The 25925-nt window shown below is 66.6% G+C and carries 28 protein-coding genes; 20 read left to right on the top strand and 8 right to left on the bottom strand.

Annotation, left to right across the window (positions count from 1 at the left end; all coding sequences use genetic code 11):
- The first annotated feature begins 12 nt into the window (after nt 1-12).
- The 4 genes from ACVPT3_RS14330 to ACVPT3_RS14315 are packed head-to-tail and all read left to right on the top strand — an operon-like array spanning nt 13 to nt 3802.
- On the top strand, nt 13-528 hold the full coding sequence (locus ACVPT3_RS14330) for a DUF2271 domain-containing protein (protein WP_492041538.1): 516 nt from the start codon (nt 13-15) through the stop codon (nt 526-528).
- 11 nt (nt 529-539) lie between these two features.
- Nucleotides 540-1340 carry a DUF4198 domain-containing protein gene (locus ACVPT3_RS14325; RefSeq protein ID WP_492041537.1) on the top strand — a complete coding sequence of 267 codons (801 nt, stop codon included), beginning with the start codon at nt 540-542 and terminating at the stop codon, nt 1338-1340.
- 9 nt (nt 1341-1349) lie between these two features.
- Nucleotides 1350-2444, top strand: a complete 1095-nt coding sequence (locus tag ACVPT3_RS14320; protein ID WP_492041536.1) for an FAD:protein FMN transferase — start codon at nt 1350-1352, stop codon at nt 2442-2444.
- Nucleotides 2445-2455: 11 nt separating this feature from the next.
- Nucleotides 2456-3802: a sulfite reductase subunit alpha gene (locus ACVPT3_RS14315; RefSeq protein WP_492041535.1), complete on the top strand. Its 1347-nt coding sequence runs from the start codon at nt 2456-2458 to the stop codon at nt 3800-3802.
- A gap of 12 nt (nt 3803-3814) precedes the next feature.
- On the opposite strand, the gene ACVPT3_RS14310 is transcribed toward ACVPT3_RS14315, so the two are convergent.
- Nucleotides 3815-4207, bottom strand: a complete 393-nt coding sequence (locus tag ACVPT3_RS14310) for a MarR family winged helix-turn-helix transcriptional regulator (RefSeq protein WP_492043833.1) — start codon at nt 4205-4207, stop codon at nt 3815-3817.
- A 198-nt stretch (nt 4208-4405) separates the two neighbouring features.
- Between ACVPT3_RS14310 and ACVPT3_RS14305 the strand changes: the two genes are divergently transcribed.
- Nucleotides 4406-4975: a DUF308 domain-containing protein gene (locus ACVPT3_RS14305; protein ID WP_492041534.1), complete on the top strand. Its 570-nt coding sequence runs from the start codon at nt 4406-4408 to the stop codon at nt 4973-4975.
- Nucleotides 4976-4995: 20 nt separating this feature from the next.
- Here ACVPT3_RS14305 and ACVPT3_RS14300 read toward each other — a convergent pair whose 3' ends face one another.
- Nucleotides 4996-6396, bottom strand: coding sequence for a UDP-N-acetylmuramate--L-alanine ligase (locus ACVPT3_RS14300; RefSeq protein WP_492041533.1), 1401 nt, complete (start codon nt 6394-6396; stop codon nt 4996-4998).
- A 70-nt stretch (nt 6397-6466) separates the two neighbouring features.
- Between ACVPT3_RS14300 and ACVPT3_RS14295 the strand changes: the two genes are divergently transcribed.
- From ACVPT3_RS14295 to ACVPT3_RS14255, 9 genes are all read left to right on the top strand, one after another.
- The gene (locus tag ACVPT3_RS14295) at nt 6467-7303 is read left to right on the top strand and encodes an LD-carboxypeptidase (protein WP_492041532.1); all 837 of its coding nucleotides are present in this window, start codon (nt 6467-6469) and stop codon (nt 7301-7303) included.
- A gap of 282 nt (nt 7304-7585) precedes the next feature.
- A complete protein-coding gene (dnaG, locus tag ACVPT3_RS14290) occupies nt 7586-9442 on the top strand; it encodes a DNA primase (RefSeq protein ID WP_492041531.1) in 1857 nt (618 codons plus the stop codon).
- 10 nt (nt 9443-9452) lie between these two features.
- Nucleotides 9453-9734, top strand: a complete 282-nt coding sequence (locus tag ACVPT3_RS14285) for a hypothetical protein (RefSeq protein ID WP_492041530.1) — start codon at nt 9453-9455, stop codon at nt 9732-9734.
- Nucleotides 9731-10138, top strand: a complete 408-nt coding sequence (locus tag ACVPT3_RS14280; protein ID WP_492041529.1) for a PIN domain-containing protein — start codon at nt 9731-9733, stop codon at nt 10136-10138. Before ACVPT3_RS14285 ends, ACVPT3_RS14280 begins: the two co-directional genes overlap by 4 nt.
- A 367-nt stretch (nt 10139-10505) precedes the next feature.
- Entirely contained in the window at nt 10506-12452 is a 1947-nt protein-coding gene (gene rpoD / locus ACVPT3_RS14275; protein ID WP_492041528.1) for an RNA polymerase sigma factor RpoD, read from the top strand.
- Nucleotides 12453-12734: 282 nt separating this feature from the next.
- Nucleotides 12735-13469, top strand: coding sequence for a hypothetical protein (locus ACVPT3_RS14270; RefSeq protein WP_492041527.1), 735 nt, complete (start codon nt 12735-12737; stop codon nt 13467-13469).
- Between the two features lie 676 nt (nt 13470-14145).
- Nucleotides 14146-14325: a DUF2256 domain-containing protein gene (locus ACVPT3_RS14265; protein WP_492041526.1), complete on the top strand. Its 180-nt coding sequence runs from the start codon at nt 14146-14148 to the stop codon at nt 14323-14325.
- A 55-nt stretch (nt 14326-14380) separates the two neighbouring features.
- Nucleotides 14381-15121, top strand: coding sequence for an extensin-like domain-containing protein (locus tag ACVPT3_RS14260; protein WP_492041525.1), 741 nt, complete (start codon nt 14381-14383; stop codon nt 15119-15121).
- A gap of 33 nt (nt 15122-15154) precedes the next feature.
- Entirely contained in the window at nt 15155-15604 is a 450-nt protein-coding gene (locus ACVPT3_RS14255) for a hypothetical protein (RefSeq protein ID WP_492041524.1), read from the top strand.
- Between the two features lie 6 nt (nt 15605-15610).
- Here the strand turns inward: ACVPT3_RS14255 and ACVPT3_RS14250 are convergent, their stop codons facing one another.
- Genes ACVPT3_RS14250 through ACVPT3_RS14240 form a run of 3 tightly spaced genes read right to left on the bottom strand, consistent with a single transcriptional unit; the run spans nt 15611 to nt 16887 of the window.
- A complete protein-coding gene (locus tag ACVPT3_RS14250) occupies nt 15611-15958 on the bottom strand; it encodes a DUF1428 domain-containing protein (RefSeq protein WP_492041523.1) in 348 nt (115 codons plus the stop codon).
- Between the two features lie 10 nt (nt 15959-15968).
- Nucleotides 15969-16427 (bottom strand): SRPBCC family protein, encoded by a 459-nt coding sequence (locus ACVPT3_RS14245; protein ID WP_492041522.1) that lies wholly within the window; start codon nt 16425-16427, stop codon nt 15969-15971.
- Nucleotides 16428-16440: 13 nt separating this feature from the next.
- Nucleotides 16441-16887 carry a VOC family protein gene (locus ACVPT3_RS14240; RefSeq protein WP_492041521.1) on the bottom strand — a complete coding sequence of 149 codons (447 nt, stop codon included), beginning with the start codon at nt 16885-16887 and terminating at the stop codon, nt 16441-16443.
- Between the two features lie 58 nt (nt 16888-16945).
- On the opposite strand from ACVPT3_RS14240, the gene ACVPT3_RS14235 reads away from it, so the two are divergent.
- The 3 genes from ACVPT3_RS14235 to ACVPT3_RS14225 all read left to right on the top strand — a co-directional run bounded on the left by ACVPT3_RS14235 (nt 16946) and on the right by ACVPT3_RS14225 (nt 20227).
- Nucleotides 16946-17641 carry a winged helix-turn-helix transcriptional regulator gene (locus ACVPT3_RS14235; RefSeq protein WP_492041520.1) on the top strand — a complete coding sequence of 232 codons (696 nt, stop codon included), beginning with the start codon at nt 16946-16948 and terminating at the stop codon, nt 17639-17641.
- Between the two features lie 57 nt (nt 17642-17698).
- Nucleotides 17699-19600 (top strand): methyl-accepting chemotaxis protein, encoded by a 1902-nt coding sequence (locus ACVPT3_RS14230; protein ID WP_492041519.1) that lies wholly within the window; start codon nt 17699-17701, stop codon nt 19598-19600.
- Nucleotides 19601-19693: 93 nt separating this feature from the next.
- Entirely contained in the window at nt 19694-20227 is a 534-nt protein-coding gene (locus ACVPT3_RS14225) for a hypothetical protein (RefSeq protein WP_492041518.1), read from the top strand.
- Here the strand turns inward: ACVPT3_RS14225 and ACVPT3_RS14220 are convergent.
- On the bottom strand, nt 20224-20433 hold the full coding sequence (locus ACVPT3_RS14220; RefSeq protein ID WP_492041517.1) for a flagellar basal body rod C-terminal domain-containing protein: 210 nt from the start codon (nt 20431-20433) through the stop codon (nt 20224-20226). The two genes, ACVPT3_RS14225 and ACVPT3_RS14220, sit on opposite strands and share 4 nt — an antisense overlap.
- A gap of 194 nt (nt 20434-20627) precedes the next feature.
- Here ACVPT3_RS14220 and ACVPT3_RS14215 point away from each other — a divergent pair, with 194 nt between their 5' ends.
- From ACVPT3_RS14215 to ACVPT3_RS14205, 3 genes are all read left to right on the top strand, one after another.
- Nucleotides 20628-22532: a DEAD/DEAH box helicase gene (locus ACVPT3_RS14215; protein WP_492041516.1), complete on the top strand. Its 1905-nt coding sequence runs from the start codon at nt 20628-20630 to the stop codon at nt 22530-22532.
- Nucleotides 22533-22730: 198 nt separating this feature from the next.
- Nucleotides 22731-23054, top strand: coding sequence for an Mpo1-like protein (locus tag ACVPT3_RS14210; protein ID WP_492043832.1), 324 nt, complete (start codon nt 22731-22733; stop codon nt 23052-23054).
- A 91-nt stretch (nt 23055-23145) separates the two neighbouring features.
- Nucleotides 23146-24036 (top strand): hypothetical protein, encoded by an 891-nt coding sequence (locus ACVPT3_RS14205; RefSeq protein ID WP_492041515.1) that lies wholly within the window; start codon nt 23146-23148, stop codon nt 24034-24036.
- A gap of 64 nt (nt 24037-24100) precedes the next feature.
- Here ACVPT3_RS14205 and ACVPT3_RS14200 read toward each other — a convergent pair whose 3' ends face one another.
- Nucleotides 24101-24670, bottom strand: coding sequence for a 3D domain-containing protein (locus tag ACVPT3_RS14200; RefSeq protein WP_492041514.1), 570 nt, complete (start codon nt 24668-24670; stop codon nt 24101-24103).
- 156 nt (nt 24671-24826) lie between these two features.
- Nucleotides 24827-25846, bottom strand: coding sequence for a tRNA dihydrouridine(20/20a) synthase DusA (gene dusA / locus ACVPT3_RS14195; RefSeq protein ID WP_492041513.1), 1020 nt, complete (start codon nt 25844-25846; stop codon nt 24827-24829).
- Between the last annotated feature and the right edge of the window lie 79 nt (nt 25847-25925).

The raw sequence follows: 25925 nt of genomic DNA, 5'->3' as shown, positions 1-25925 counted from the left end.
AGAGTTTTCCGGATGCGCCTGCTTCCCATCGTCATCACCACGGCCGGGCTTTCCCTGGCTGCAGCCGCGCCGGCCCTGGCGGCGGATCTATCGGTCACGGTCGATGTGCCGCGGCTGAACACCGCCTCCTATCATCGGCCCTATGTGGCGGTGTGGATCGAGCGGCCGGACCAGACGGCGGTCCAGACCCTGGCGGTCTGGTACCAGCAGACCCGCAATAACGAGGGCGACGGCAAGGACTGGCTGAAGGACCTGCGCACTTGGTGGCGCAAGGGCGGTCGGGCCATGAGCCTGCCGGCCGACGGCGTCTCGGGCGCCACCCGCGCGCCGGGCCGCCAGACCATCACCGTGCCCGCCGCTCGCCTGCGCGCCCTGCAACCGGGCGAGTACAATATCGTCGTCGAGGCGGCCCGTGAACTGGGCGGCCGAGAGGTCGTGCGCGTGCCCTTCCGTTGGGGCGGCGCCAATACCGCCAATGCTTCCGGCTCCACCGAACTGGGCGCCGTGCGCGTCACCGTCTCTCGCTGAGGAACAGATCCATGAAAAAGACGATCGCTTTGCTGACGCTCGCCGCCGCTCTGGCCGCGCCCATGGCCGCCCAGGCCCACCGCGCCTGGATGTCTCCCACCTCGACCAGCCTGTCGGGCAATGACGCCTGGGTCGGGTTCGACGCCGGAATGTCGAACGGGGTCTTCATCCCCGATCACGCCGCCATGCGGATGAACGGCCTTGTCGTGATCGCGCCGGACGGCTCGGCCGTTCAGCCCGAGCACCTGATGCAGGGCCAGTACCGCACCACCTTCGACGTCCATCTGACGCAGAACGGCACCTACAAGGTCGCCAATGTCATGGGCGGCGTCATGGCCAGCTACAAGCTGAACGGCGAACAGAAGCGCTGGCGCGGCGCGGCGGCGGACTTCCCCGCCGCCCTGCCCGAAGGCGCGACCGAGGTGCAGGCGACCCGCACCGCCAGCCGGATCGAGACCTTCGTCACCCTGAACAATCCGACCGAAGCGGTGTTCAAGACGACGGGCGAGGGGTTGGAGCTGGCGCCCGTGACCCATCCCAACGACCTGGCCGCCGGCGAAGCCGCAACCTTCAAGCTGATGAAGGACGGTCAACCGGCGGCCGGGCTGGATGTGACCATCGCGCGCGGCGGTTTGCGTTATCGCGACAATCCCGAGGAGATGACGGTCAAGACCGGCGCCGACGGCGCCTTCACCGTCACCTGGCCGGAAGCCGGGATGTACTGGCTGAACGCCTCGGTCCGCGCGCCGGCCCAGGGCGAGATCCTTGGTTCGAACGCCAGCTATGTGGCGGTGATGGAAGTCCTGCCCTAAGCCACGGGCATGTCTGACAGTCCCTTCTCGCGCGGATCCCGCGCCGCCCCGCCCACGGTCACGCTCGGCGACCCGGTTCCGCTCGCGGACCGCGCCGACAACCGGGTTCTGATTCCGCCGATGGACGGGGTTCCACCCCGTCCGCCCGGCGACGTGGTCCTGGCGCTGGACGGTCAGACCATGGGCACGACCTGGAGCGTGCGCCTGATCGGCCCGCCCCTGCTGGGGCCGGTCGAGGCGCGGGCGGCGATCGAACAGGAGCTGGCGGCGGTGATCGCCGCCTTCAGCCCCTGGGAGCCGAACAGCGAGATCAGTCGCTTCAACGCCGCGCCCGAAGGCATGTGGTCGGTGTCCGAGACCTTCTGGGGCTTGCTGGACGCCGCCATGGACCTGGGTGACGAGACCAATGGCGCGGTCGATCCGACCCTGGGCGCCCTGGTCGATCTGTGGGGTTTCGGCCCGCCGGGGCCGCGCGGCGTGCTTTTGCCGGTCCCCGAGGACGAGGAGGTCGAGGCGGCGCTGGCGGTGTCGGGCTGGCGCCGGCTGAGAATGAACCGCGCGGCGCGGGGCCTGATGCAGATGGGCGGGATGAAGCTGGATTTCTCCGGCATCGCCAAGGGGTATGCGGTGGACCGGGTGTCCGACCGGCTGACGGCCATCGGCGCGACTTCGCATCTCGTGGAGATCGGCGGCGAGCTGAAGGGGCGCGGCGTCAAGCCGGACGCCCAGCCCTGGTGGGTCGAGATCGAGCGGGTCGAAGGCTCGACCGAACCGCGCACCGTGGCGGCCCTGTACGACATGGCCATGGCGACCAGCGGCGACTATCGCCGCGCCTTCGAACACAATGGGCGAGTTTATCCGCATACGATCGACGGGGCGACCGGTCGGCCGGTGACCAACGCCGTGGCCTCGGTGACGGTGCTGCACCCCTCGGCCATGAAGGCCGACGCCTACGCCACGGCCCTGACGGTCATGGGGCCGTTCGACGGACCTGAACACGCAGAGGCGATCGGACTGGCGGCCCTGTTCGTCGAGCGGACGCCGCGTGGGCCGGTCGAGCGGATGACGCCTGCCCTGGCCGCCATGATGGAAGAGCCCTGGTGACAGGCGAGCCGATGCGTTGGCTCTGGGCCGCCGGGGCGGTGGGCCTTTGGCTGGTCCTGGTGGGCTTTGTGGTTTGGCGCGAGCGCCGGGCCAAGGCGGCGGCGCGCGCGCGGTCGGACGCCATGGCCGGGCAGGGCGAGGCGGTCCTGGTCGCCTTCGCCAGCCAGACGGGCTTCGCCGAGGAACTGGCCTGGATGACGGCCAAGGCCTTGCAGGGCGGCGGGGTCGGGGCGCGGGTGCTGTCGTTCGCCGATCTGGACCTTGCGGCCCTAAAGGCGGCGGGGCGAGCCCTGCTGATCGTCTCGACGACCGGGGAGGGCGATCCGCCCGATACTGCGGCCCGGTTCGTGCGCAAGCTGATAGGCGAGGCGGCGGACCTGGAGGGCTTGCGGTTCGGCCTGCTGGCCCTGGGCGACCGCAGCTATGACCAGTTCTGCGGCTTCGGCCATGCGGTGGACGGCTGGCTGCGGCGCTCGGGCGCCGAGCCCCTGTTCGATACGGTCGAGGTCGACAACGGCGAGGCCGGGGCCATTCGCCATTGGCAGCACCAGCTGAACCAGATCACCGGCAGCGTCGGGGCCCCGGACTGGGCACCGGCGGCCTTCGATCCCTGGCGGCTGATCGAGCGGACCCTGGTCAATCCGGGCAGCCCCGGCGGCGCGGCCTATCACCTGGCGTTCGAGCCGGTCGGGTCGGCGCCGGACTGGGCGGCGGGCGATATCGCCGAGGTCGGCCTGCCAGAACGGGATGGGGCCACGCCCGGCGCGCGCGAATATTCCATCGCCTCCCTGCCGTCGGACGGACGGGTCGAGCTCCTGATCCGGCTGATGCGACGCCCCGACGGAACGCCGGGCCTGGCGTCCGGCTGGTTGACGCAGGACCTGGCGGTCGGCGACGAGATCGGCATGAGGCTGAGGACCAACCGCAGCTTCCACGGGCCGGCGGACGAGACGCCGAGGATCCTGATCGGCAACGGGACGGGGATCGCGGGACTGAGGGCGCACCTGAAGGCGCGGAGCCCGGCCGGGGGCGGGGCCTGGCTGCTGTTCGGCGAACGGACGCGGGCGCACGACGCCTTCTTCGACGCCGAGCTTGAGGCCTGGCTGGCGAACGGCGTGCTGCGCCGGCTGGACCGGTGCTTCTCTCGCGACGACGGCGACGGGCGCTATGTGCAGGATCTGGCGGCGAAGGCCGCCGACGATCTGCGCGACTGGGTCGGGCGCGGCGCCGCCATCTACGTCTGCGGCAGTCTTGAGGGCATGTCCCAGGGCGTCCATGCGGCGCTGGAGGCGGCCCTGGGTGAAGGCGTCCTGCTCGCCATGCTGGAAGACGGACGGTATCGGCGCGACGTCTATTAGGCCGGACGGACCTCAGCCGTCTTCGGGCGGGGCGTAGCGCGCCACGGCGTCACGAAAGCCCTGAACGTCCTTGTTGAGCTGAACCAGCTTTTCCACGCTCATCGCCGCCGATTCAAACAGGCGCTGCCCCAGACAGGCGCTGCGCGCCTGCATGGCCGCGCCGGCGTCGGTCAAGCTGACGACGACCTGGCGCTCATCCGCCGGGTTGCGTCGCCGCGAAACCAGGCCGTTGCCCTCCATCCGTTTGACGAGGGGGGTGACATTGCTGGAATCGAGCCCGAGGCGATCGGCGATCAGCCCGACCGTCAGATCGTCCTCCTCCCACAGGGCGCTGAGCACGAGATACTGCGGATAGGTGATCTGGAGCTTGTCCAGCAGCGGCTTGTACGCCCGGTTGATGGCCATGCTGGCGCCGTACAGGGCGAAACAGAGCTGGTTGTCCAGGGTCGGAACATAGGCGGAGGACGACGACAAAACTGGCTCTCGCAGGGGGGACGGTTCGGCATTCTATGTCACGACATATAGTGCTGGCAAACGGGCGGGCCATCCGATAGAGGAAGATGTCGCGACATATAATGTCGCATCATGTTTTAAGGACATCTGATGACCGCTTCCTCCGTTCTCGATCCTCGCACCGCCGCCGCCTCGCTCCGGAACTACTATTTTCTGCGGGCGGGCGTTGCCGCGGCCTGGGTCGCCGCCGCCTTCACCGTCGGCGCGGCCAATCCCGTCGCAGGCGCTGTGCTGCTGGTGCTCTATCCGGCTTGGGATGCGCTGGCGAACCTGCTGGACGCCCGCAGCAATGGCGGATATCGCGCCAACCGCTCGCAGGTCCTGAACGCCGCCGTCAGCGCGCTGGCCGCCTTGGGCATGGCGGGGGGTCTGGTCGTGGGGATCAACGCCGCGATCGGCGTCTTCGGCTTGTGGGCGGTGCTGGCGGGGTTGCTGCAACTGATCACCGGACTGCGGCGCTGGCGGACCTATGGCGCGCAATGGGCCATGGTCCTGAGCGGCGGCCAGTCGGTCCTGGCCGGCGGCGTCTTCGCCTTCATGGCCAGTGGTCCGGACCCTCTGTCGATCACGAGCGTCGCGGGCTACGCCGGTTTCGGCGCCTTCTACTTCCTGGTTTCCGCTCTGTGGCTGACCTTCAGGACGTCGAAAAGCCGGACCTGATCCAGGCGCCGGTCAGCGGATCATCGTCTCGCCAGGCGGTCCAGCAGGTCCGCCGCGAAGCTGGACAGGGTGTCGTCGCGGGCGCCCATGACGATGATCCGGTCGCCCGGCTGCGCCATTTCGACGATCCGGTCGCCGCAGTCGGCGCGGGTCGGCAGGGCCTCTGCCTGGCGGCCGGCGGCGCGGACGCCGGAGGCGATGTCCTCCGAGCCCACGCTGCGGTCGGTGGTGCCGCCGTAGTAGACCGGCTCGGGCATCAGTAGGACGTCGGTCTCGCGCATCAGGCCGGCGAAGCCGTCGATGAACTCGGACTTCATCAGCTTCAGCGGGCCGAAGCCGTGGGGCTGGAACAGGATCAGCAGGCGGCCGTCGAAGGCGTGCAGGGTCTTGAGCGTGGCGGCGATCTTGTCCGGGTTGTGGGCGAAGTCGTCGATGACGGTGATGTCGTTGACGGTCCCGACCACCTCCATCCGGCGACGGATGCCGGCGAAGGTCTCCAGCGCCTTGACCGCCTGGCCCGTCGGCACGTCCAGCGCCTTGACCGCACCCAGGGCCGCAAGCGCATTGGCGACATTGTGGGCGCCGGGGACGTTCAGGACGACGTCATATTCGCTCCAGCCCTCCATCAGGCGGAACTTCATGCCCGTGGGCGTCGGCTGAAGGTCGTAGGCGGACAGGTCGGCCTTTTCCTCGCCCAGGGCGAAGGTGATCGCTTTCCCGGCCGGAAGCGTCTGGACCAGGGCGGCGGTCTCGGGATTGTCGAGGTTCAGAACCGCCGTGGTCGCGCGGCCGGTGAAGCCGCCGAACAGGTCGCGCAGCTCCTCCATCGACTTGTGATCCAGCGAGATGTTGGAGACGACGGCGACGGTCGGGTCATAGCCGGCGATGGAGCCGTCGGACTCGTCCACCTCGGCGACGAACAGGTCGGAGGCGCCGACCAGGGCGCTGGCGAACGGATGGTCGGCGTCGGCGAAATTCTTCATCACCGCGCCGTTGACCACGGTGGGGTTGCGGTCGGTCTGGCTCAGGATCCAGGCGATCATGCCGGTGATGGTGGACTTGCCGCTGGTGCCCGCGACGCCGACCGAGGTCGGGGCGGCGTTGAACAATTGGCTGAGCAGCTGGGGCCGGGTCTTGATGACGGCGCCGACGCGGCGGGCGGCGCCGATGTCGGGCACGGTGTCTTCAATCGCGCCGGTGGCCACGACGGTCTGGGCTGAACGGGTCACGCCGGAACCGTCCTGGGGATGCAGGGTCACGCCATGGGCGCGCAGCCAGTCGAACTTCTCGGGCGTGCGGCCCTGGTCCAGCGCGCGGTCGGAGCCTTCGATGGCGTGCCCCTGGGCCTGGACGATCAGGGCCAGGGGCAGCATGCCCGACCCGCCGATGCCGCAGAAGAAATAGGAGGCGTCTTGGTTCATGCCCCCTTAGAACAGGGGATCGGGCCGGTCCGCCAGTGCAGGATCGCAATATTCGACGAAGAAGACGGACGTGACGAGCAACACCTTCAAGATCGGCGTCGTCTGCGCCAGTTCGCGCTTCTCCAAGGAGCGCGCCGAGACCGTCGAGGCCTGGATGGCCGAGCATCATCCCGACGGGGATGTGGCGGTGGTTTTCCACCCCGCCTGTTTCCTCAAACACGGCCACTTCGCCGGGGACGACCGGGCGCGGGCCGACGCCTTCGTCGAGTTCGCCAATGACCCGCGCATTGATGCGATCTGGTTCGCGCGCGGCGGCTATGGATCTTGCCGCATCGCCGAGTCGGTCATTCCGCGCCTGAACGCCGTGGCCCGAAAGAAGCGCTATATGGGCTATTCCGACGCCGGCAGCCTGCTGGCCGGAATGTACAGGGCCGGGTTCGAACATCTGGCCCACGGCCCGATGGCCTCGGATGCGGTGCGCCGCGACGAGGCGGCGCGCGGCGCCCTGGCCTGGCTGACGACCGGACGCACCGACTGGATCGAACCCTCGCTGGCGATCGATCCGCGCCCCGCCGTCGCCTTCAACCTGACCATCCTGGACCAGCTGGTCGGCACGGCGCTGGAGCCCGACCTGTCGGGTCACGTCCTGATGCTGGAGGAGGTGTCGGAGGCCGCCTATCGGATCGACCGGATGATGTTTCACTTGACGGGGCAGGAGTCGATCCGACGTGTTGCCGGAATTCGCCTGGGACGTGTTTCCGATGTCACGCCAAACGATCCCGATTTCGGACAGACTCCGGAGGAGATTGTTCGATACTGGTGCCTGAGATCCGGCATAGAATTCCTGGGACCGGCCGATATCGGGCACGACGCCGCCAACAAGGTAGCGCCCTTCGGTCGCGGCTGAGGCGAACCGCCCGAGACGCAAAAGACACAGTCTCGCCTTGATCTGCCGGCCCGCGCCTGACGCCCTCTCGACACGTCCTGCGTCTGCACGTCAGATGCAGGTCCGCGAGGCGTTAGGACTTCGTTAAGCCAAGGCGTTGGGGGACGCTGCGGTTTACGCCTTCTGCGATGCGGCGGTTCGTTCGGACCTCGGGGGATGCCCGGACGAACCGCCTGATCGTTCTCCGATCATCGACGTGCCCGATCATCGACGTGAAGCGCCGCAAGGCTTATGGATCGCCCGGTGCGTTTCGACGAAAGATTCATCGATGAACTGAAGGCCCGCCTTCGCCCGTCCGACGTGATCGGGCGGACGGTGAAGCTCAAGCGGCAGGGGCGGGAATATGTCGGCCTGTCGCCCTTCTCGAAGGAGAAGTCGCCGTCCTTCTTCGTCAATGACGACAAGGGCTTCTTCCACGACTTCTCGTCCGGCAAACACGGCGACATCATCTCCTTCCTGCAGGAGACCGAGCGGCTCAGCTTCGTCGAGGCGGTGCAGCGGCTGGCCGGCGAGGCGGGGATGCAACTGCCGGCCGAGGACCCCAAGGAGGCCGAGCGCGAGCAGAAGCGCCTGGGCCTGTCCGAGTGGATGGACCTGGCCCAGAAGTGGTTCGCCGCCAATCTGCGGCGCACGCCGGGCAAGGCGGCGCGCGAATATCTGGAAAAGCGCGGCCTGCCCGAGGATCAGTGGGAGCGGTTCGGCCTGGGCTATGCGCCCAATGACCGCGAAGGGCTGAAACAGGCCCTGGTCCAGCGCGGGGCGCGACCGGCCGAGCTGGTCGAGGCCGGGTTGCTGATCTCGCCGGAAAGCGGAGGGCAGCCCTATGACCGGTTCCGCGACCGGCTGATGTTCCCCATTCTGGACGCGCGCGGCCGGATCGTCAGCTTCGGCGGCCGGGCCATGAACCCCGACGACCGGGCCAAATATCTGAACGGTCCCGAAAGCCCGCTGTTTCACAAGGGGGCGACGCTGTACGGCCTGCCCGAAGCGCGGCGGATCCTGGGGGCGGAGAGCCGGAACGACCAGGCCATCATCGTGGTCGAAGGCTATATGGACGTCATCGCCTGCCAGCGCGCGGGCCTGCCGGCCGTGGCGCCGATGGGCACGGCCCTGACCGAAGAACAGATGGAGCGGCTGTGGCGGGTCAGCCATGAGCCGGTGCTGTGTTTCGACGGCGATGCGGCGGGACTGCGGGCCGCCTATCGCGCCATCGAACGGTCGCTGCCGCTGCTGAAGGCGGGGCGGTCGTTCCGCTTCTCGCTGCTGAGCGGGGGGCAGGATCCCGACGACATCCTGCGCGACAAGGGGGCGCCCGCCCTGCGCCAGGCCCTGGCCGATACCCACGGCTTCGCCGAGGTGCTGTTCCGCCGCGAGCAGGACGTCGAGCCGCTGGATACGCCGGAGCGCAAGGCCGGCTTCAAGGCGCGGCTGCGGACCGCCGCCTCGGCCATTCAGGACAAGGACCTGGCGGAACAGTATCGCCGCGATCTGTTTGATCGTTTCGACGCCCTGTTTCCGCGCAGTCAGCCTCGAACATTTTATCAGCAAGGCCGGGGACGTTTCGGCCCGCCGCCGAAACTGGGCCAGACGGTCGAGGGCGCCCAGGCGATGCAGTCGCTGTTCCGGGCGGTAAGCCCGGTGGCGGCGGCCCTGGCCTATGCCGCGATCGACGACATCGAGCGGCTTGACGACCATCTGGAGGAGGTCAGCGTCCAGGGATTCGGCGACGCCGCGCTGGAGGGGCTGGCGCAGGAATTGGTGCGGCTGCGGCTGTCCGGTCAGGCGTCGGACGCGGCCGTGGTGCGGCATCGGCTGCGCGATTCCGGCTTCGATCCGCTGTTGAAGGAGATCGAAAAGGCGGCGGCGAAATCCGGCGCCGCCTTCCTGTCATCGGATCTGACCGTGGCGGAGTCGCGCGCCCAATGGTTGAAGGTATTCGGTCTGATGACCCATCTCGCCGCCCTGTCGCGCGCCATTGAGACGGCGAAACAGGATCTGGGCCAGGGGACGGGCATCGAAGCCCTGATCCGGCTGAAGGCCGAACGCGACGCCATCACCCGCTCGTTCGCGGCCCCCGACTTCTGGACGACCCTGGTCTGAGGCGCGCCGATTGGCGGGCTTCACGATCTGCAGTAGTCTCGCCGCCATGGATGGTTCCCAGCCTGTCAGGATCACGCAAGACGGCGACCATCAGGTCGTCCATCTGCCAAGCGGCGTCGCCGTTCCGGCGGACGCCGTGGTGCGTCAGGAGGGTGAGCGGCTGATCATAGAACCGGCGGGGCCGCGGATGGGGTCGTCCGCTCGTCTTCTGGCGCGTCTTGCGACGATGGAGCCAATCGACGAGGAGTTGGGGGAGGTCGACGATCCCCCGCCGGAGCCGGTCGATCTTTGATCCAGTATCTGCTCGACACCAATATCGTCTCCGACCTTTTGAAGGATCCGGCGGGACGATCCTCGCAGCGTATGGCGTTGATCGACCCCAGCGCCATTTGCATCAGCGTCGTTGTGTTGGCGGAACTGCGGTTCGGGTTTGCCAAGAAGAAGTCGTTTCGGCTCATGTCGAGGCTCGAAAGCCTGCTGGACGATTTCGCGGTGCAAGCCTGGGCTGAGCCTGCGGACCGACAGTATGCCGAGGTTCGCGCCGCACTCGAACGCGCCGGAACGCCCATCGGCGCCAACGATCTGCTGATCGCGGCCCACGCCCTGGCGCTGGATTGCATCCTCGTCACCGACAACGAACGCGAGCTCGCCCGCGTGCCGGGTTTGCGGGTCGAGAACTGGTTGCGCGCGGATTGAGGCGGATACGCTTGACTCTGCCCGCCTGCGACGCCATCTGGCGCAATCGGGTCATGATGCCTTAGTGCGCGAGGTCGAGAAGGCGGCGGCGAAGTCCGGCGCGCCATTCCAGGCCGCAAATGCGCCCCTCGCCGAGGCAAGGGTCCGATGGTCGCAGGCGTCGATGACGCCTCGGTCCTGGCGTGAGATGCGCCGGGGCAGGATGAAGAGTTCCGCCGGCTAGGGTCGAGCGGGATGTGCTTCGTCGTGCGATCAAAGCCGGGACGATTTGGGAAGACAGCGCGGGCGCGTAACCTTACGCCTCGCCAGGCATTGTATTTTTCGCCGGGGTGGATTGATCACCCCTCCGGCTGGAGACGAATTGACTATGAACGCACAGACCGAGACGCAGGACGCCGAGGTTACGACCGACGGGCCCCTGCTCGATCTGACCGACGCCGGCGTCAAGAAATTCATCAAACAGGCCAAGGCGCGCGGCTATGTGACGATGGAGGAGCTGAACAAGGTCCTGCCGTCCGAGGAAGTCACCCCCGACGCCATCGAAGACACCCTGGCCATGCTGTCGGAAATGGGCGTCAACGTCGTCGAGGCCGAGGAGGATGCGCAGGAGCAGCAGTCCACGGACGTCGCCGCCGCCGCCTCCACCGGCGTGGCCGAAGCGCCCGCCAAGGCCGCCTACGACCGTACCGACGACCCGGTGCGCATGTATCTGCGCGAAATGGGCTCGGTCGAACTGCTGAGCCGCGAGGGCGAAATCGCTATCGCCAAGCGGATCGAGGCCGGCCGCGACGCCATGATCTCGGGTCTGTGCGAAAGCGCCCTGACCTTCGAGGCCATCATGGTGTGGCGCGACGAGCTTGAGAACAACCGCATCCTGCTGCGCGAGGTCATCGACCTGGATGCGACCTATGGCGTGCTGAACCCCTCGTCCCTGCCGGGCGCCGCCCAGCCCGAGAGCGAAGAGGAAGAAGAGGCCGAGGAGAAGCCGGTCGCCGAAGACAAGCCTGAGTCCGACGACGACGACGACGACGACTTCGACGACGGCGGCGGCATGTCGATCTCGGCGCTGGAAGCCGAGCTGCGCGACGGGGTGATGGAGGTTCTGAACCTCATCGCCGCCGACTTCGGCGCCTTCCGCGCGCTTCAGGACAAGCTGGTCCAGACCCGCCTGAAGGGCGAGGTGCTGAGCGCCAAGGACGAGAAGGCCTATCAGGCGCTGACGCTGTCCATCTCGGACCGTCTGAAGACGATGAAGTTGAACAACAACCGCATCGAGGCCCTAGTCGAGCAGCTTTATGCGATCAACAAACGCCTGATCGGTCTGGAAGGCCGTCTGCTGCGCCTGGCCGACAGCTACGGCATTTCGCGTCCTGAATTCCTGAAGGCCTATTTCGGCGCCGAACTGGACCCGACCTGGACCGAGCGGATCAAGGAACAGGGCGTGCGCTGGACCAAGTTCAGCGACAATGAAGCCACCCAGATCGCCACCATCCGCGCCGACGTCGCCGCCGTGGCCCTGGAAGCCGGTCTGCCGATCGACGACTATCGCCGCATCGTCCAGACCGTGCAGAAGGGTGAGCGCGAAGCACGGCAGGCCAAGAAGGAAATGGTCGAGGCCAACCTGCGCCTCGTGATCTCCATCGCCAAGAAATACACCAACCGCGGCCTGCAGTTCCTGGACCTGATCCAGGAGGGCAACATCGGCCTGATGAAGGCGGTCGACAAGTTCGAGTACCGCCGCGGCTACAAGTTCTCGACCTATGCTACCTGGTGGATCCGTCAGGCGATCACGCGCTCCATCGCCGACCAGGCGCGGACCATCCGTATCCCGGTGCACATGATCGAGACGATCAACAAGATCGTCCGCACCAGCCGCCAGATGCTGCACGAGATCGGCCGCGAGCCGACCCCGGAAGAGCTGGCCGAGAAGCTGGCCATGCCGCTGGAGAAGGTCCGCAAGGTCCTGAAGATCGCCAAGGAGCCGATCTCGCTGGAAACCCCGATCGGGGACGAGGAAGACAGCCACCTGGGTGACTTCATCGAGGACAAGAACGCCGTCCTGCCCATCGACGCCGCCATCCAGTCGAACCTGCGCGAAACCACGACCCGCGTGCTGGCGTCCCTGACGCCGCGCGAGGAGCGGGTGCTGCGGATGCGCTTCGGCATCGGCATGAACACCGACCACACGCTGGAGGAAGTCGGCCAGCAGTTCTCGGTGACGCGCGAGCGGATCCGCCAGATCGAGGCCAAGGCCCTGCGCAAGCTGAAACACCCCAGCCGGTCGCGCAAACTGCGGTCCTTCCTGGACAGCTGAAGACGATCAGGGGCGGCTCCGACGGGGCCGCCCCTTTTTGTTGGTCCATTACAAGGTTGCGCACTACTCGTGCGTGTTCAAAATCTCGTATTAGGAGAGTGTTAACCTTGTTTTGAACAACCTGAATGAACCATGGAGGGTGGCATGAGGGTTGCAAGTTACGACAAGGAGTCAGCGGGGGGATCAACCCGCGCAGATGTCGAGGCCTCACGTAAGGCCTTAAAGGAGAGCCAGTCATCTTACGGATCAAGGGCTGAAGCAGTCAAAGGAGCCGAGCCTTCGGTGAAGATTGACCTTTCGCCGGAGGCTCGAAAGGCTCTCGCAACAGGCGCAATCTCAGCGGCGGAGGGCGTGACCAAAACGGCCGCATCGTCCCAGGTCATGGCTACGACTTTCGGGGCGACCGAAAACCCCGACGGGACCGCGACCACCGTCGGCGAGGTGGTGGTGATCGGGCAGAGAAAGACCCTGTTCACGGTCCAGATTTCGTTCCCAGAACCGCCGATCTATACGCCAATCGCTGATGAAATAGGGCCGGACATCGGCGACTTGCCTGCGCCACCGCCGCTCACGCCCTGCCAGCAGGAAACAGTGAAGGACCGCGCTGCGCTTGAGGCCCAGAAGATCCTGGATGGGCTGGACAAGAACAAGGAGTGGGGCATGTATTTGATACAAGATCCCGACGGCAGCATCCGGGGGGTGGGGCCGATCGAGGGGGTCAACCGGAATGGGCAGAACCAGATCGTGTGGAATGCCACGGGCGCCGAGCTTGGCATAACCAGCTGGTCGCAGTTGGTGGGTCTGGTTCATACTCATCCGATGGATGGACAAGGCGACAGTCTAGCGTATCAATTTTCTGAGCAGGATGAAAACACGACGCAGGCTTATGTGCAGGCGGGTGCGGACCCAAGCTTTAGGCAATATCTATCTGTGGGCGGAGATCTGCTTCAGTTTGGGAAAAATGCCGATGAAGGAGATGTTAGCAATGACGAAGTGACGGGGCAGGGTTGTGATTGAATTAATGGCATTAATGCTGGCCCTCCAAGGAGAACAAGTTGCGCCTCCCTTGCCGGAGGTGTCAGTATCTGAGACATTCGACCGTGCGCCGGCTGCGATCTCGGCAGTTTATAATTTCCAATGTGGTGAGTATTTCGCCACTCTAATTGTGACGGTCTCTCAGGCCCAAACGCCTTCCGGCGCTAGGGTTTCAGGCCGTTCGACTGCTGTGGCGTTCCTGAATGGCGTTTCCGTAGGGGCGGATCGAGATGCCGAGCTAACGGAAACCATGAACGCTGTCGCGAGATTCCCGCACATTACTCCCAACTGTAGCAAGGGAAGGCCGCAATTATACTTCAACTGGAGGGACCGGGCTGAGACTTGGCGCTTTCTGGAAAGAGAAGATGATTAAGGTAGTGGGGTAAGGTCGTGATTTCGATACTCGCACTGATCGCTCTGATCCAAGCCATTGCCGCGAGACAATATCTTCCCATGGAGGAAATTTTTGTGGTTGAAATGCTCGACCGTGCGTCAGCCACTGTTTCCGCGACCTGGACTTTCCATTGCGGAGAAAATGGAGCGATCCTAGTCGTTATGGTGCCGTAAACTCGCTCTCAATCAGGCGTCAAGATTTATGGGCGACCGAACGCCGGGGTTTTTCTTAACGGGGCCGCCCTTTTTCGTGGAGGACCCCGCCATGGGTCGCAAACACGTCAATCTGGGCCGGGCGCCCGACAAGGCCGACCTGCCGCAAAAGATCTGCGCCGCCTGCGGTCTGCCGTTCGCGTGGCGCAAGAAGTGGGCGCGGGACTGGGATCAGGTGCGGTTCTGCTCCGACCGGTGTCGGGCCGCCGGAGCCGCCCCGGAACGGCGATAGGCGGCTCTCCGCCTCGTGACCGACGCGCCATCGGGAATCGGCTAGGATTCGGGCGATGGCTTCCAATGTTCTGATGATGCGTCTGTCGGCCGGCCTCGCGTTTCTGCTGATCCTGAGCGGGTGTGTGCGCCGCGCGCCCGAGCCGCTGCGGCCGTCGCCCTATCCGGGACGCAGCGGAGCGCCCTTGGTCGGGGGGCTGATCGACCGGCCCATAGACGGCGGGACCCAAGGGGCGGTGGTGCGGGTGGGCGCGGACCTCGGGCGATGTCTGACCGAACTGAACGCCGCGCGGGTGACGTTCAGCCCCGTTCCGGACCGTCAGAACTCAGCCGTCTGCGGGCTGAGCCAGGGCGGGGTCCTGGGCGCCGACATGGGCACGGTGGCGCGAATGGCGCCGGGGGATGTCGAGATGACCTGTCAGACGGCCCTGGCCCTGAGCCTCTGGCGGCGTCAGTCGCTGGAGCCGGCGGCGCGCGAGATACTGGGGTCCGACGTGGTCCAGATCGACCACATGGGCGCTTACGCCTGTCGCAATGTGAACAATGGCGCGGGCTCGACCCGGATCAGCGCCCACGCCCAGGCGGCGGCCCTGGACTTCGCCGGGGTGCGGTTGCGCGACGGGCGGCGGATCACGGTGACGAACGACTGGACCGGCGACGCGCCCGAGGCCCGCTTCCTGCGCCGCATCCGCGACGACGCCTGCCGCATCTTCGGCACGGTGCTGAGCCCCGACTACAACGCCGTCCACTATGACCATCTGCATCTGGAAGCGACCGACACGCGTTTCTGCCGATGAGGCGCTGATCCGCGTCGCCGGAGGGACGGTCGTATGGCGCCGAGGTTGAAGGTCTTCACCTGGTCGGACGGGTTTCACGCCTTCACGGTCGCGGTCAGCTCGCGACCCAAGGCGCTGGAGGCCTGGGGATCGAAGCAGGATCTGTTCGCCACCGGCCTGGCCAGCGAGCTGAGCGGTGGCCCCGATTATGACGCGGCCCTCGCCGCGCCGGGCGAGGTGATTGAGCGCGGCCTGGCGATCGACATCGGCAAGATCGGCAAGGCGGCCAAGCCGAAGAAGGCCGCCGGCCCGTCGAAGGCGCGGATCGCCAAGATCGAGCGTCTGCGGGCCGAGCTGGAGGCGCTGGACGCCGACCACGAGAAGGCGGGCGCCGCCTTGGCCGACCAGTTGAAGGCGCTGGAGGCTGAACGCGCGGACCTGGAACGCAGCCACGCCCAGCGACGCAAGCGGCTGACGTCGGCCTTGAAGGCCGCTCGCGCCTGAACCGCGTCAGGCCTCGAAGATGGTCTCGAAGCCCCCGACGACCATCCGCTTGCCGTCGAAGGGCATTTCCATCTCGTGGAAGCGGGGATCCTCCATCATCTTCTTCTCGGCGGCGTCGCCGGTCGCCTTGTCAGGCCAGATGATCCAGGACAGGACCACGGTTTCGTCGGTTTCCAGCTTCACCGCCATCTTGAAGTCGGTGACCTTCCCGTCGCGAATATCGACGCCCCAGTTTTCCATTACGGACAGGGCGCCGAACTCCTTGAAGATCGGCGCTGCGGCGCGGGCCAATCTCAAATAGGCCTCCTTGTCGGTCATTTTAACGGGAGTCACGAAGCCGGTTACATAGGTCATGTCGTTCTCCTCAGGCGTTGGTTTCGGCCAGTTCGGCCAGTTGATCGGCGACGGCCCCCCAGCCTTGCTCGAAGCCCATGGCGCGGTGGGTCTGCATCGCCTTTTCGTCCCAGTGGCGGGCCACGGCGGTGTAGCGGGTGGCGTCGCCTTCCGGTTCGAAGGTGTCGATACGGACGAAGTTCATCTCGCCGGCCTGCGGGACCCAGCTCTCGGTCAGGGCGCCGGTCGAGACCAACCGCCGGCCGGGGACCACTTCCAGGAAGACGCCGGAATAGGCATGGCGCTCGCCCTCGGGCGATTGCATCTCCACATTGGCGCGGCCGCCGGTGCGAAGGTCCCAGTCGACGACGGGCGTGGTCCAGGGGCGGGGGCAGAACCATTCCCCTGTCCGCTCGACGTAGATCTTCCACACAGCTTCAGGCGAGGCCTGGATCAGGCGGGTGACGCGGAGTTCGAAGGACTCGGACATATCGGCCTTTCGGTCAGGCGGGCGTCAGTTCATGGGCGGCGAAGGCTTCGGGGCCGGCGGCGATGGCGGCGGGATCCATCCACATGGTCTCCCAGATATGGCCGTCCGGGTCCGCATAGCTGCGGCCGTACATGAAGCCATAGTCCTGAGGTTTGTTGGGGTCCGCCGTTCCGCCGGCCGCACCGGCCTGGGCCACCACCGCATCGACCGTCTCGCGGCTGTCGCGTGACAGGCACAGCAGCATCTGGGCCGAGACCTGAGCGTCGGGGATCTGGCGGTCGGTGAAGCTGCGCCATTTGTCGTGGGTCAGCAGCATGACGTGGATGACGTCCGACAGGACCATGCAGGCCGCGGTGTCGTCGCTGAACATCGGGTTCTTCGTGGCCCCGACCGCTTCATAGAAGGCGATGGACCGGTTCAGGTCAGCGACGGGCAGATTGATGAAAATCAGCTGGGTCATTCGGCTTTCCTCTCCCTATGTTTGCCAACTGTGCCGCGCGAGATTAGAATAGTCAACTATGAAGTTAGAAAAAGTAACTGCCAAGCCGGCTCGTCGATATCACGATGCGTGCGGTGCGGCGCACGGGCTGGACCTGATTGGTGAACGCTGGGCGCTGCTGGTGGTGCGTGAACTGATGCTGGGCCCGCGCCGGTTCGGCGATCTGAAGAAGGATCTGTACGGCATTTCGGCCAATGTGCTGACCCAGAGGCTGGAGGGGCTCGAGGCCTCAGGCGTCGTGCGCCGCCGCAAGCTGCCGCCGCCGGCCTCGGTCCAGGTCTATGAACTGACGGAGTGGGGTCGCGAGATCGAGCCGGTCTTCCTCGTCCTCGGGCGGTGGGCCGCGCGCTCGCCGCTACACGATCCGACCCTGCCGATCAGCGCGGTCTCGATCATGCTGTCGTTCAAGACGATGTTCGATCCCGGTCGGGCCGGGGAGGCGGCCATGGTCGTCGGTTTCGTCTTCGACGACGCCGCGTTTCGGGTCGAGATCGCGAACGGGGGGCTCGAGGCGCGTCGCGGGCAGATCGAGGATGCCGATGTGACCCTCTTCACCCGTCCATCCCTTGTGGCGGCGGCGGTCTATGGGAAGATTCCGACGACGGCGCTCGAGGCGGATGGCGGGCTGACGGTCCAGGGGGACCGTCAGGTCTTCGACAGGTTCGTCGATTTCTTCCATCTGCCGGAAAAGGTCAGGTCCGAAGCTCTGCCTTAGAAGGTTTGGTAATGAGTCTCGCCTAGGTCCGACGTTGTCGGAGCTTCGGAGACGGGCGTGTTCAAGTCATTGTCGATATCCATCAAACTCATGATCGCCCTGGGCGCGATGATGAGCGCCTGCGGGCTGGCGACCCTTGTGGTCCTGCTCAGTCTGTTCAGCCTGGAGCAATCGGATGTCGCGGAGGCGCAGGCCAGCCGGATCAGTCAGGCGGCGAACGACACCCTGGCGGCGGCCGTCGAGCAACAGAACGCCATGCGCGCCTATGTGGCGACGGGCGACGACCAATTCTTGAGCAAGTACAACGAACCCAAGGCCAGCTTCGCCGAAGCGCTCCGCACGCTGGACGACGCCAAGGGCCAGGCCGCGCCTTTGGTCGCGGCCGGGACGAAATTCAATCAGGAAGCCGAAGCCCTGATGGAGCAGGCGCGGGATCCCGCGACACGCCCTCTGGCGGTGGCGCAGATGGCCACGACGGCGCGCCTCGCCGACATACGCAGCGGCGTGAAGTCGATCGATGATACGGTGCAGAGCGTGCTGGCCCGGCGCAACGCCGAGAAACAGGCGGCGTTCGAGGCCGGCTATGCGGCCCTGGTGGTCGGCGGGCTGCTGGCGCTGGCGGTTGCGGGCCTGATGACCGCCTGGATGGTGCGGGCGCTCAGCCAGCCGATCGTCGCGATGACGCGCGCCATGGATCAACTGGCCGGCGGCGACCTGAAGGTCGTGATCCCGGCGCAGGGGCGGGGAGATGAAATCGGCCGCATGGCCGTCTCGCTCGGGGCCTTCCGTGACAATGCGGTCGAAAAGATCCGCCTTGAGGCTGAAGCCCAGGCCCAACGCGCCGTCAGCGAGGCCGAGCATAGCGCCAACGAGGCGGAGAAGGCGCGTATCGCCGAGGAGGATCGGGTGGCGCTGACGGCGCTGGCCGAGGGGCTGGCGGCGATGTCGAACGGCGACCTGACGCACCGGTTCACCGTCGAGGTGGCTCCCCGCTCGCAGCAGCTGAAGACCGATTTCAACGCCGCCATCGCTCAGCTGCAACAGGCGCTGAGTTTGGTGCTGGGCAATGTGGCGGGCATCCGTTCGGGCGCCGGCGAGATTTCGCAGGCCGCCGACGACCTGTCGCGCCGCACCGAACAACAGGCGGCGTCGCTGGAAGAAACCGCCGCAGCGCTGGACGAGATCACGGCGACGGTGAACAAGACCGCCTCGGGCGCGCGCCAGGCCTCGGACGTGGTCCAGGCGGCCAAGGGCGACGCCGAAACCTCGGGCGTCATCGTCCGTGACGCCGTGTCGGCCATGCAGGCCATCGAGGGGTCGTCCAGCCAGATCAACCAGATCATCGGCGTGATCGACGAAATCGCCTTCCAGACCAATCTTCTGGCCCTGAACGCCGGGGTCGAGGCGGCGCGCGCCGGCGAGGCCGGTCGCGGCTTTGCGGTGGTGGCCTCCGAGGTGCGCGCCCTGGCCCAGCGTTCGGCCGAAGCGGCCAAGGAAATCAAGACCCTGATCTCGGCCTCGACCACCCAGGTCGGCTCGGGCGTGAAACTGGTCGGCCAGACCGGCGAGGCCCTGCAGCGGATCGTGGACCGTGTCGCCGAGATCGACGGCCTGGTGGCCGATATCGCGGCCTCGGCCCAGGAACAGGCCATCGGCCTGGCTCAGGTCAATACGGCCGTGAACCAGATGGATCAGGTCACGCAGCAAAATGCTGCGATGGTCGAACAATCGACCGCCGCCAGCCATTCGCTGTTGCAGGACGCCGAGGCCCTGCAGGCTTCGGCGGCGCGGTTCAAGGTTTCTGACGGATTCGCCGCAGCGCAGGCCTCGACCTCGAGGCGTCCATCCCCGCCCGCGCCGGTCTCGCCGTCTCGGATGACGGCCGCCCTGAAGACGGTCGGCCGCGGCGGTGCGGCCCCCAAGGCCGCTCCGGCTGCAGATGGCTGGGAAGAGTTCTAGCCCGGACGGTCGATCACGGTTCGCTGAATCGACTTCGCCCCCAAGGAGAGTATCCTCCATCCGGCCTCGGGGAGGCGTCGTCGGAGAGGCGCCATGTTCGGCATCGGTCATCTGAAACAGCGGTTCAGCCAGTATGCGGCCCTCTGGGTGGCCGGCTTTCTGGTCAGCGGCGCGGCCTTGCTGGTCGGGATGATCTTCATGGACCTGATGGCGGCGGCCGACGTGGTCCTGCCCGTGCTGCTGGCGGTGGCGGCCCTGGCGCTTGGCGCCGGCGTGGTGGCCAGCTTCCTGTCACGCGAGACCCTGGGGACGAAGCTGGCGGTCTTGGCGGCCGCGCTTCTTCTGGTCCTGCCGCTGCTGTGGGCGCCGGTGTCGGCGGCGGTGGCCGTGGCCTTCTTCGCCGACCGGTCGATCGAATATTCCAGCGCTTATGCCGACTTCCAGATCGCGGTCGCCTCTGTCCTCTATCCGCTGTCGCAACTGCTTCTGGGCGGCGCGGTGTTCAGCGCCGTCTGGACGGGGTTCCAGTTCTTCGCCAGCCTGGTCGGGGTGATTTCGGCCTTCGCCAAGGCCTGGCCCTATATCCGGCGCATCCTGGGACCGGAGCCAGCGACGACCGACGGCTAGGCCAGCATGTCCAGCAGGGTCCCGCTCATCTCGTCCGCGGTTCGGACAACGGCGGCGTTGGCGGTGAAGGCGGCCTTGGCCTGGATACGTTCGACCGTCTCTTCGGCCAGGCCGTCCAGCGGCGCGGCGGCCGTCCGGCGGGCGCTGTTCTCGAAGCGCGACTGGGCGTTCATCATTCCGACGGCGGCGATGGATAGGGCCTGCATGACGGTCTCCTTCAGAAGACAGTCTGCGCCGGTCAGGTCAATCTCGTCTGAAGGAACAGGGTGAACGGCGTTTTTCGCCCCGCTTGCGCCTTTATCCGTGTATAGAGCGCCCCTCATTCGCCCGGCCTGAGGTCTGTCCTCGGCCGGGCGCGGTCGTTTCGGCGACCGCCTCGTCCGTTTGTCCCAGGTAGCCGATGCCCTTTCCCGCCGTCCATCCCGCGCTCGACCGCGCACTGATCAACAAGGGCTATGCCGAGCCGACCCCGGTCCAGGCCGCCGTCCTGGAAGGCGAGCACGCGGACCGCGACCTGCTGGTCTCGGCCCAGACGGGGTCGGGCAAGACGGTCGCCTTCGGCCTGGCCGCGGCCCCGACCCTGCTGGGCGACAAGCCGATCTTCGGCCCCGGCGGCGCGCCCCTGTGCCTGGCCATCGCGCCGACGCGGGAACTGGCCATGCAGGTCGCGGCCGAGCTGCAATGGCTGTACGCCGACTCCGGCGCCAAGATCGCCACCTGCGTGGGCGGCATGGATGCGCGTCGTGAAGCCCGCGCCCTGGGCTTCGGCGTCCATATCGTCGTCGGAACGCCCGGCCGTCTGAAGGACCACATCGACCGGGGCAACCTGGACCTGTCCGAGCTGAAGGTCGCCGTCCTCGACGAGGCCGACGAGATGCTCGACATGGGCTTCCGCGAGGACCTGGAGTTCATCCTGGACCATGCGCCGGCCGAACGCCGCACACTGCTGTTCTCGGCCACCATCGCGCGCGAGATCGTCACCCTGGCCAAGCGCTATCAGAAGGACGCGGTGCGTATCGACGCCACCGACAAGACGCGCCAGCACGCCGACATCGAATACCGCGCCTATCGCATCGCCCCGAACGAGATCGAGCACGCGGTGGTCAACACCCTGCGCTGGTACGAGATGCCGCGCGCCATGGTCTTCTGTTCGACGCGCGATTCCGTGCGCCATCTTCAGGCCTCTCTGCTGGAACGCGGCTTCTCGACCGTCTCCCTGTCGGGCGAGATGGGTCAGCGCGAACGCACCGACGCGCTTCAGGCGCTGCGTGACGGCCGCGCCCGCGTCTGCGTCGCCACCGACGTGGCCGCACGCGGTCTGGACCTGCCCGACCTGGGTCTGGTCATCCACGCCGAACTGCCGATGAACCGCGCCGGCCTGCTGCACCGTTCGGGCCGGACGGGCCGGGCGGGCAAGAAGGGCGTGTCCGTGATGCTGGTGCCGCACTCGCGCCGCCGCAAGGCCGAGCGTCTGATGGACGACGCCGGCATCGACGCCGTCTGGTCCGGCGCCCCGACCTTCGACGAGATCCGCAAGGCCGACGAAGGCCGTCTGTTGTCGCCCGAGTTCTTCGAAGCCGACGTGTCCGACGAGGACATGATCGTCGCCAAGCGGATGATCGCCGAGCGCACGCCCGACGAGATCGCCGCCGCCCTGGTGCGCCTGCTGCGTAAGGAGCAGCCGGCGCCGGAAGAACTGTCTGATCCGGGCTCGGATCGCAGCCCCGTCAAGCGCGAGCGCACCGTGCGCAACGAAGACGGCACGGCCGCCCAACCCTGGCCGGGCGACCGCCTGGGCGCGGACGACGTGGTCTGGTTCCGCCTGGACGTGGGCCGCAACAAGAACGCCGACCCCAAATGGCTGATCCCGCTGATCTGCCGCGTCGGCGGCATTTCCAAGCCCCAGATCGGCGCCATCCGCACCTTCCCGGAAGAGACCCGGTTCGAGATCGCCAAGACCCACGAAAAGGCCTTCCGCGAGGCCGTCGCCGCCTCGAACGACGAGGTCAAGATCACGCCGTCGGAGGCCCCGACGCCGGGTTCGATGAAGGCCGGCCGCTTCTCCGGCAAGCCGAACCGTGACGAAGGCGACCGTCCGTTCAAGAAGACCCCCTACAAGCGCGCCGACGGCGGCGAGGGCGACGCCCGCCCGCCGTTCAAGAAGAAGCCCTGGGCGCCGAAGTCCGATGGCGGCGGCGCCAACCCGCGCTCGAACGCGGCCGGCGACAAGCCGTTCGCCAAGAAGCCGTTCAAGGCCAAGCCGGGCTTCAAGAAGGAAGGCTTCAAGGGCAAGCCCAAGGGCTGAGGCGTTAGGCGCCACGCCTTACCACCTGGTTCGTCATCCTCGCCCTTGTGGCGAGGATCCATACTCCTGGTGTCTGATGTTGCGCGCCACTTGCGAGGCCGGGCGTATGGATCCTAGGCACAAGGCCTAGGATGACGGGGATGGGAAGGGGGTATGGCTGCTCTTGCCACCCGCTCTATACCGGCGCACCCTCCGCCCATGAACACGCCGTCCGAACGCCAGGGACGATACGCCTCGTTCGAGGCCTTCTATCCCTACTACGTCCACGAGCATTCGAACCGGACCTGCCGGCGGATCCACGTCGTGGGCACCGGTCTGGTGATCCTGGCCTTCCTCGCCTTCCTGCTGACGCTGAACCCCTGGTGGCTGCTGGCCATGCCCCTGGTCGGCTACGGCTTTGCCTGGGTCGGGCATTTCTTCTTCGAGAAGAACCGGCCGGCCACGTTCAAATATCCGCTGTGGAGCCTGATGGGCGACTTCCGTCTGTTCTTCGAGACGGCGTCCGGCCGACGGCGGTTCTGAACTCGACAGCTGTGGTTTGAAGCTGTGCCGTGCGTTGGAAGGCGGATAGGATCGCCGTGCGGCGGGAGGCCGCAGCGGAGGGAAATCGCCCATGAAGCTCATCGCCATCGCGGCCAGCGCCGCGCTCGCGCTCACACCTGGCGTCAGCGTCGCGCAAAAGACCGTCGCCAAGCCGGATTTCACGCTTGATCCCAACTATGGCGAGGTCGCGCTGGAGACCGGCTTCACGCCGGACCCGTGGACCCGGTCCATCCTGGCCGGCGGCTCCGTGCCCGCTTCGGCCGCGGAGTCGGGCTGCGAAGGCTCGGTCAGCGCAGCCCCGGACCTGAAACTGAATTTTGAAGCCGGCGAGTTCGATCTGACGATCCGTGCGCGCGCAGGCGAGGACACCACCCTGCTGGTCAACACGCCGGGCGGACAATGGCTGTGCGACGACGACAGCGGCGGTGATCTGGACCCGATGGTGCTGATTTCCGATCCGCAGAGCGGACGCTACGACATCTGGCTGGGCACCTATGGCGACAGCATGGTGCAATCGACGCTGGAGATCAGCGAACTGGGCGGGTCGGACGTGGCGGACGAAAGCGCGCCGAATACCGAGCTTGAGCCTAATTTTGGTTCAGTGAATTTGCAGACCGGCTTCACGCCCGACCCGCACGAGATGGCGATCCTCGCCGGCGGCTCCGTACCGGCGGCCAACGCAAAGGCCGGCTGCGAAGGCAAGGTCAGCGCGGCGGCGGATTATCAGGTCTTCTTCGAAGCGGGCGACCTGGACCTGACCTTCCTGGTCGAGGCGTCCGAAGACACCACCCTGCTGATCAACGCGCCGAACGGCCGCTGGTATTGCGACGACGACAGCGGCGGCGGGGTGAACCCCAAGGTGCTGATCACCAACCCGCAAGGCGGTCGCTATGACGTCTGGGTGGGCACCTATGGCGACGACATGGTGCAGTCCACGCTAAAGGTCAGCGAACTGGACTAGAGAGCGACCACAAAAACGCCGGCGGCCGCGAGGCGCGCCGGCGTTTTTCGTGCCGCAACGGGGATCAGTTGGAGGCGTTTTCCCAGGCGGGCGGGCAGCCGTCGAACCGACCGGCGTCGGCGATGGTCAGGGTCTGCATGTTCAGGCGACGAGCCTGGGCCATCGAACCGCGGCCGTTTCCGGTGAACAGATCGACCTTCTGGCCCTTGATCGCGCCGCCGGTGTCGGACGCATACCAGTAGCCGTCATGGACCGAGCCGTCGGCCAGAAGCATTCCGACCGTCTCGCGGATGAACAGCTTGGTGCGGCGGGGGATGACGCGGGGATCGACCGCGACCGTACGCATGGCGATGGGGCGGCAACCGAGGGAATCATTGCCCGTCGCCCCGCCGCCGCCCGCATGATAGAGGCGGGCCGAGGCGCGCCAGTCCGGATCGCCGGCCATCAGTTCGGCCTGGTCAGGGCTGAGTTCCGGGGCGTTTTCGGACGAGGCGTCGGTGGAACCGATCTCGGGCGCCGGGGTTTCAACCCTGGCTTCATCCGCCGCGACAACGACATTGTAAGGCACCGGCTCGCTCGACAGCGAGGACACGGCGGCCCACAGAATAGCGAAGGCAGCGGAAGCGCCGATCATCCGATTTGCTCATGACAGCACCGGCTCCCAACGCCGCCGGCGCCGGTTTTGTCGCGTTAACTTGTGGCCAGAAAGGGGCGCGCCGCGCCTCGCCGCTGCGCCGGCCTATGCGAGCCGCGCTAAACGGCTGAATCGATAAAACCTTTTAGGTCAGTGCTAGGCGGCGTCTTCGCGCCGTGCCTCAGCCTCTCGCACGGCGTCTGCGGCGTGATCCAACACCTCCAGCCCTGCGCCGGGCTGGATCGCCTCGACCGTCAGGATGCGGCGGAAAGCCCGCGCCCCGGGCCGGCCGTGCATCAGGCCCAGCATGTGGCGAGTGATGGCCGCCAGCCGCACCCCTTCATCCAGACGGGCGGCCACATAGGGACGATAGCGCTCCAGCGCGGCGAAGGCGTCCACGTCCGCCGTGTCGGCCCCGTACAGCCGCCGGTCCGCCTGACCCAGCAGGGCCGGCTCATGATAGGCGGCGCGGCCAAGCATGACGCCGTCCAGCCTGACGCCGTCCTCGTTCTCGGTCAGATGGGCCTCAGCCTCTTCCAGATCGGCGATCCCGCCGTTGATGGAGATGTTCAGATGCGGCCGCTCGCGCTTGAGCCGGCGCACGAGGCCGTAATCCAGCGGCGGCACGTCGCGGTTCTCTTTCGGCGATAGGCCCTGCAGCCAGGCTTTGCGGGCATGGACGATGAAGACCTCGATCCCGACTGCGGCGCAGGCGTCCACCGTGGCGAACAGGCTGGTCGCCGGGTCCTGATCATCGACCCCGATCCGGCATTTTACGGTGGCGGGTACGGCGACGGCGGCCTTGATCGCCGCCATACAGTCGGCCACCAATTCCGGCTCGCGCATCAGACAGGCGCCGAACCGGCCCGACTGGACCCGGTCCGACGGGCAGCCCACGTTCAGATTGATTTCGTCATAGCCATAGGCCGCCCCGACCCTGGCCGCCTCGGCCAGTTCGGCGGGATTGGATCCGCCCAGTTGTAAGGCGACCGGGTGTTCGACGGTGTCAAACCCCAGCAGATGATCCCGATCTCCGTGCAGCACGGCCGGCGCCGTCACCATCTCCGTATAGAGCAAGGCGCGCGTCGTCAGGGCCCGATGGAAGGCGCGGCAATGCCGATCGGTCCAATCCATCATAGGCGCCACGGCCAGTCTACGTGCTTGATTTATAGACATTTTTCTTGTAAGTTCAGGCTGTTGGCTCGCAAGTGCGAACGACGGTTCTACGCCCATTTTCGACGGTTTTCGCCCCTCT

Source organism: Brevundimonas sp. FV1ps31S, assembly GCF_058681265.1.
The sequence above is the reverse complement of the archived record's forward strand: the minus strand, read 5'-3'. Positions and strand labels throughout refer to the sequence as shown.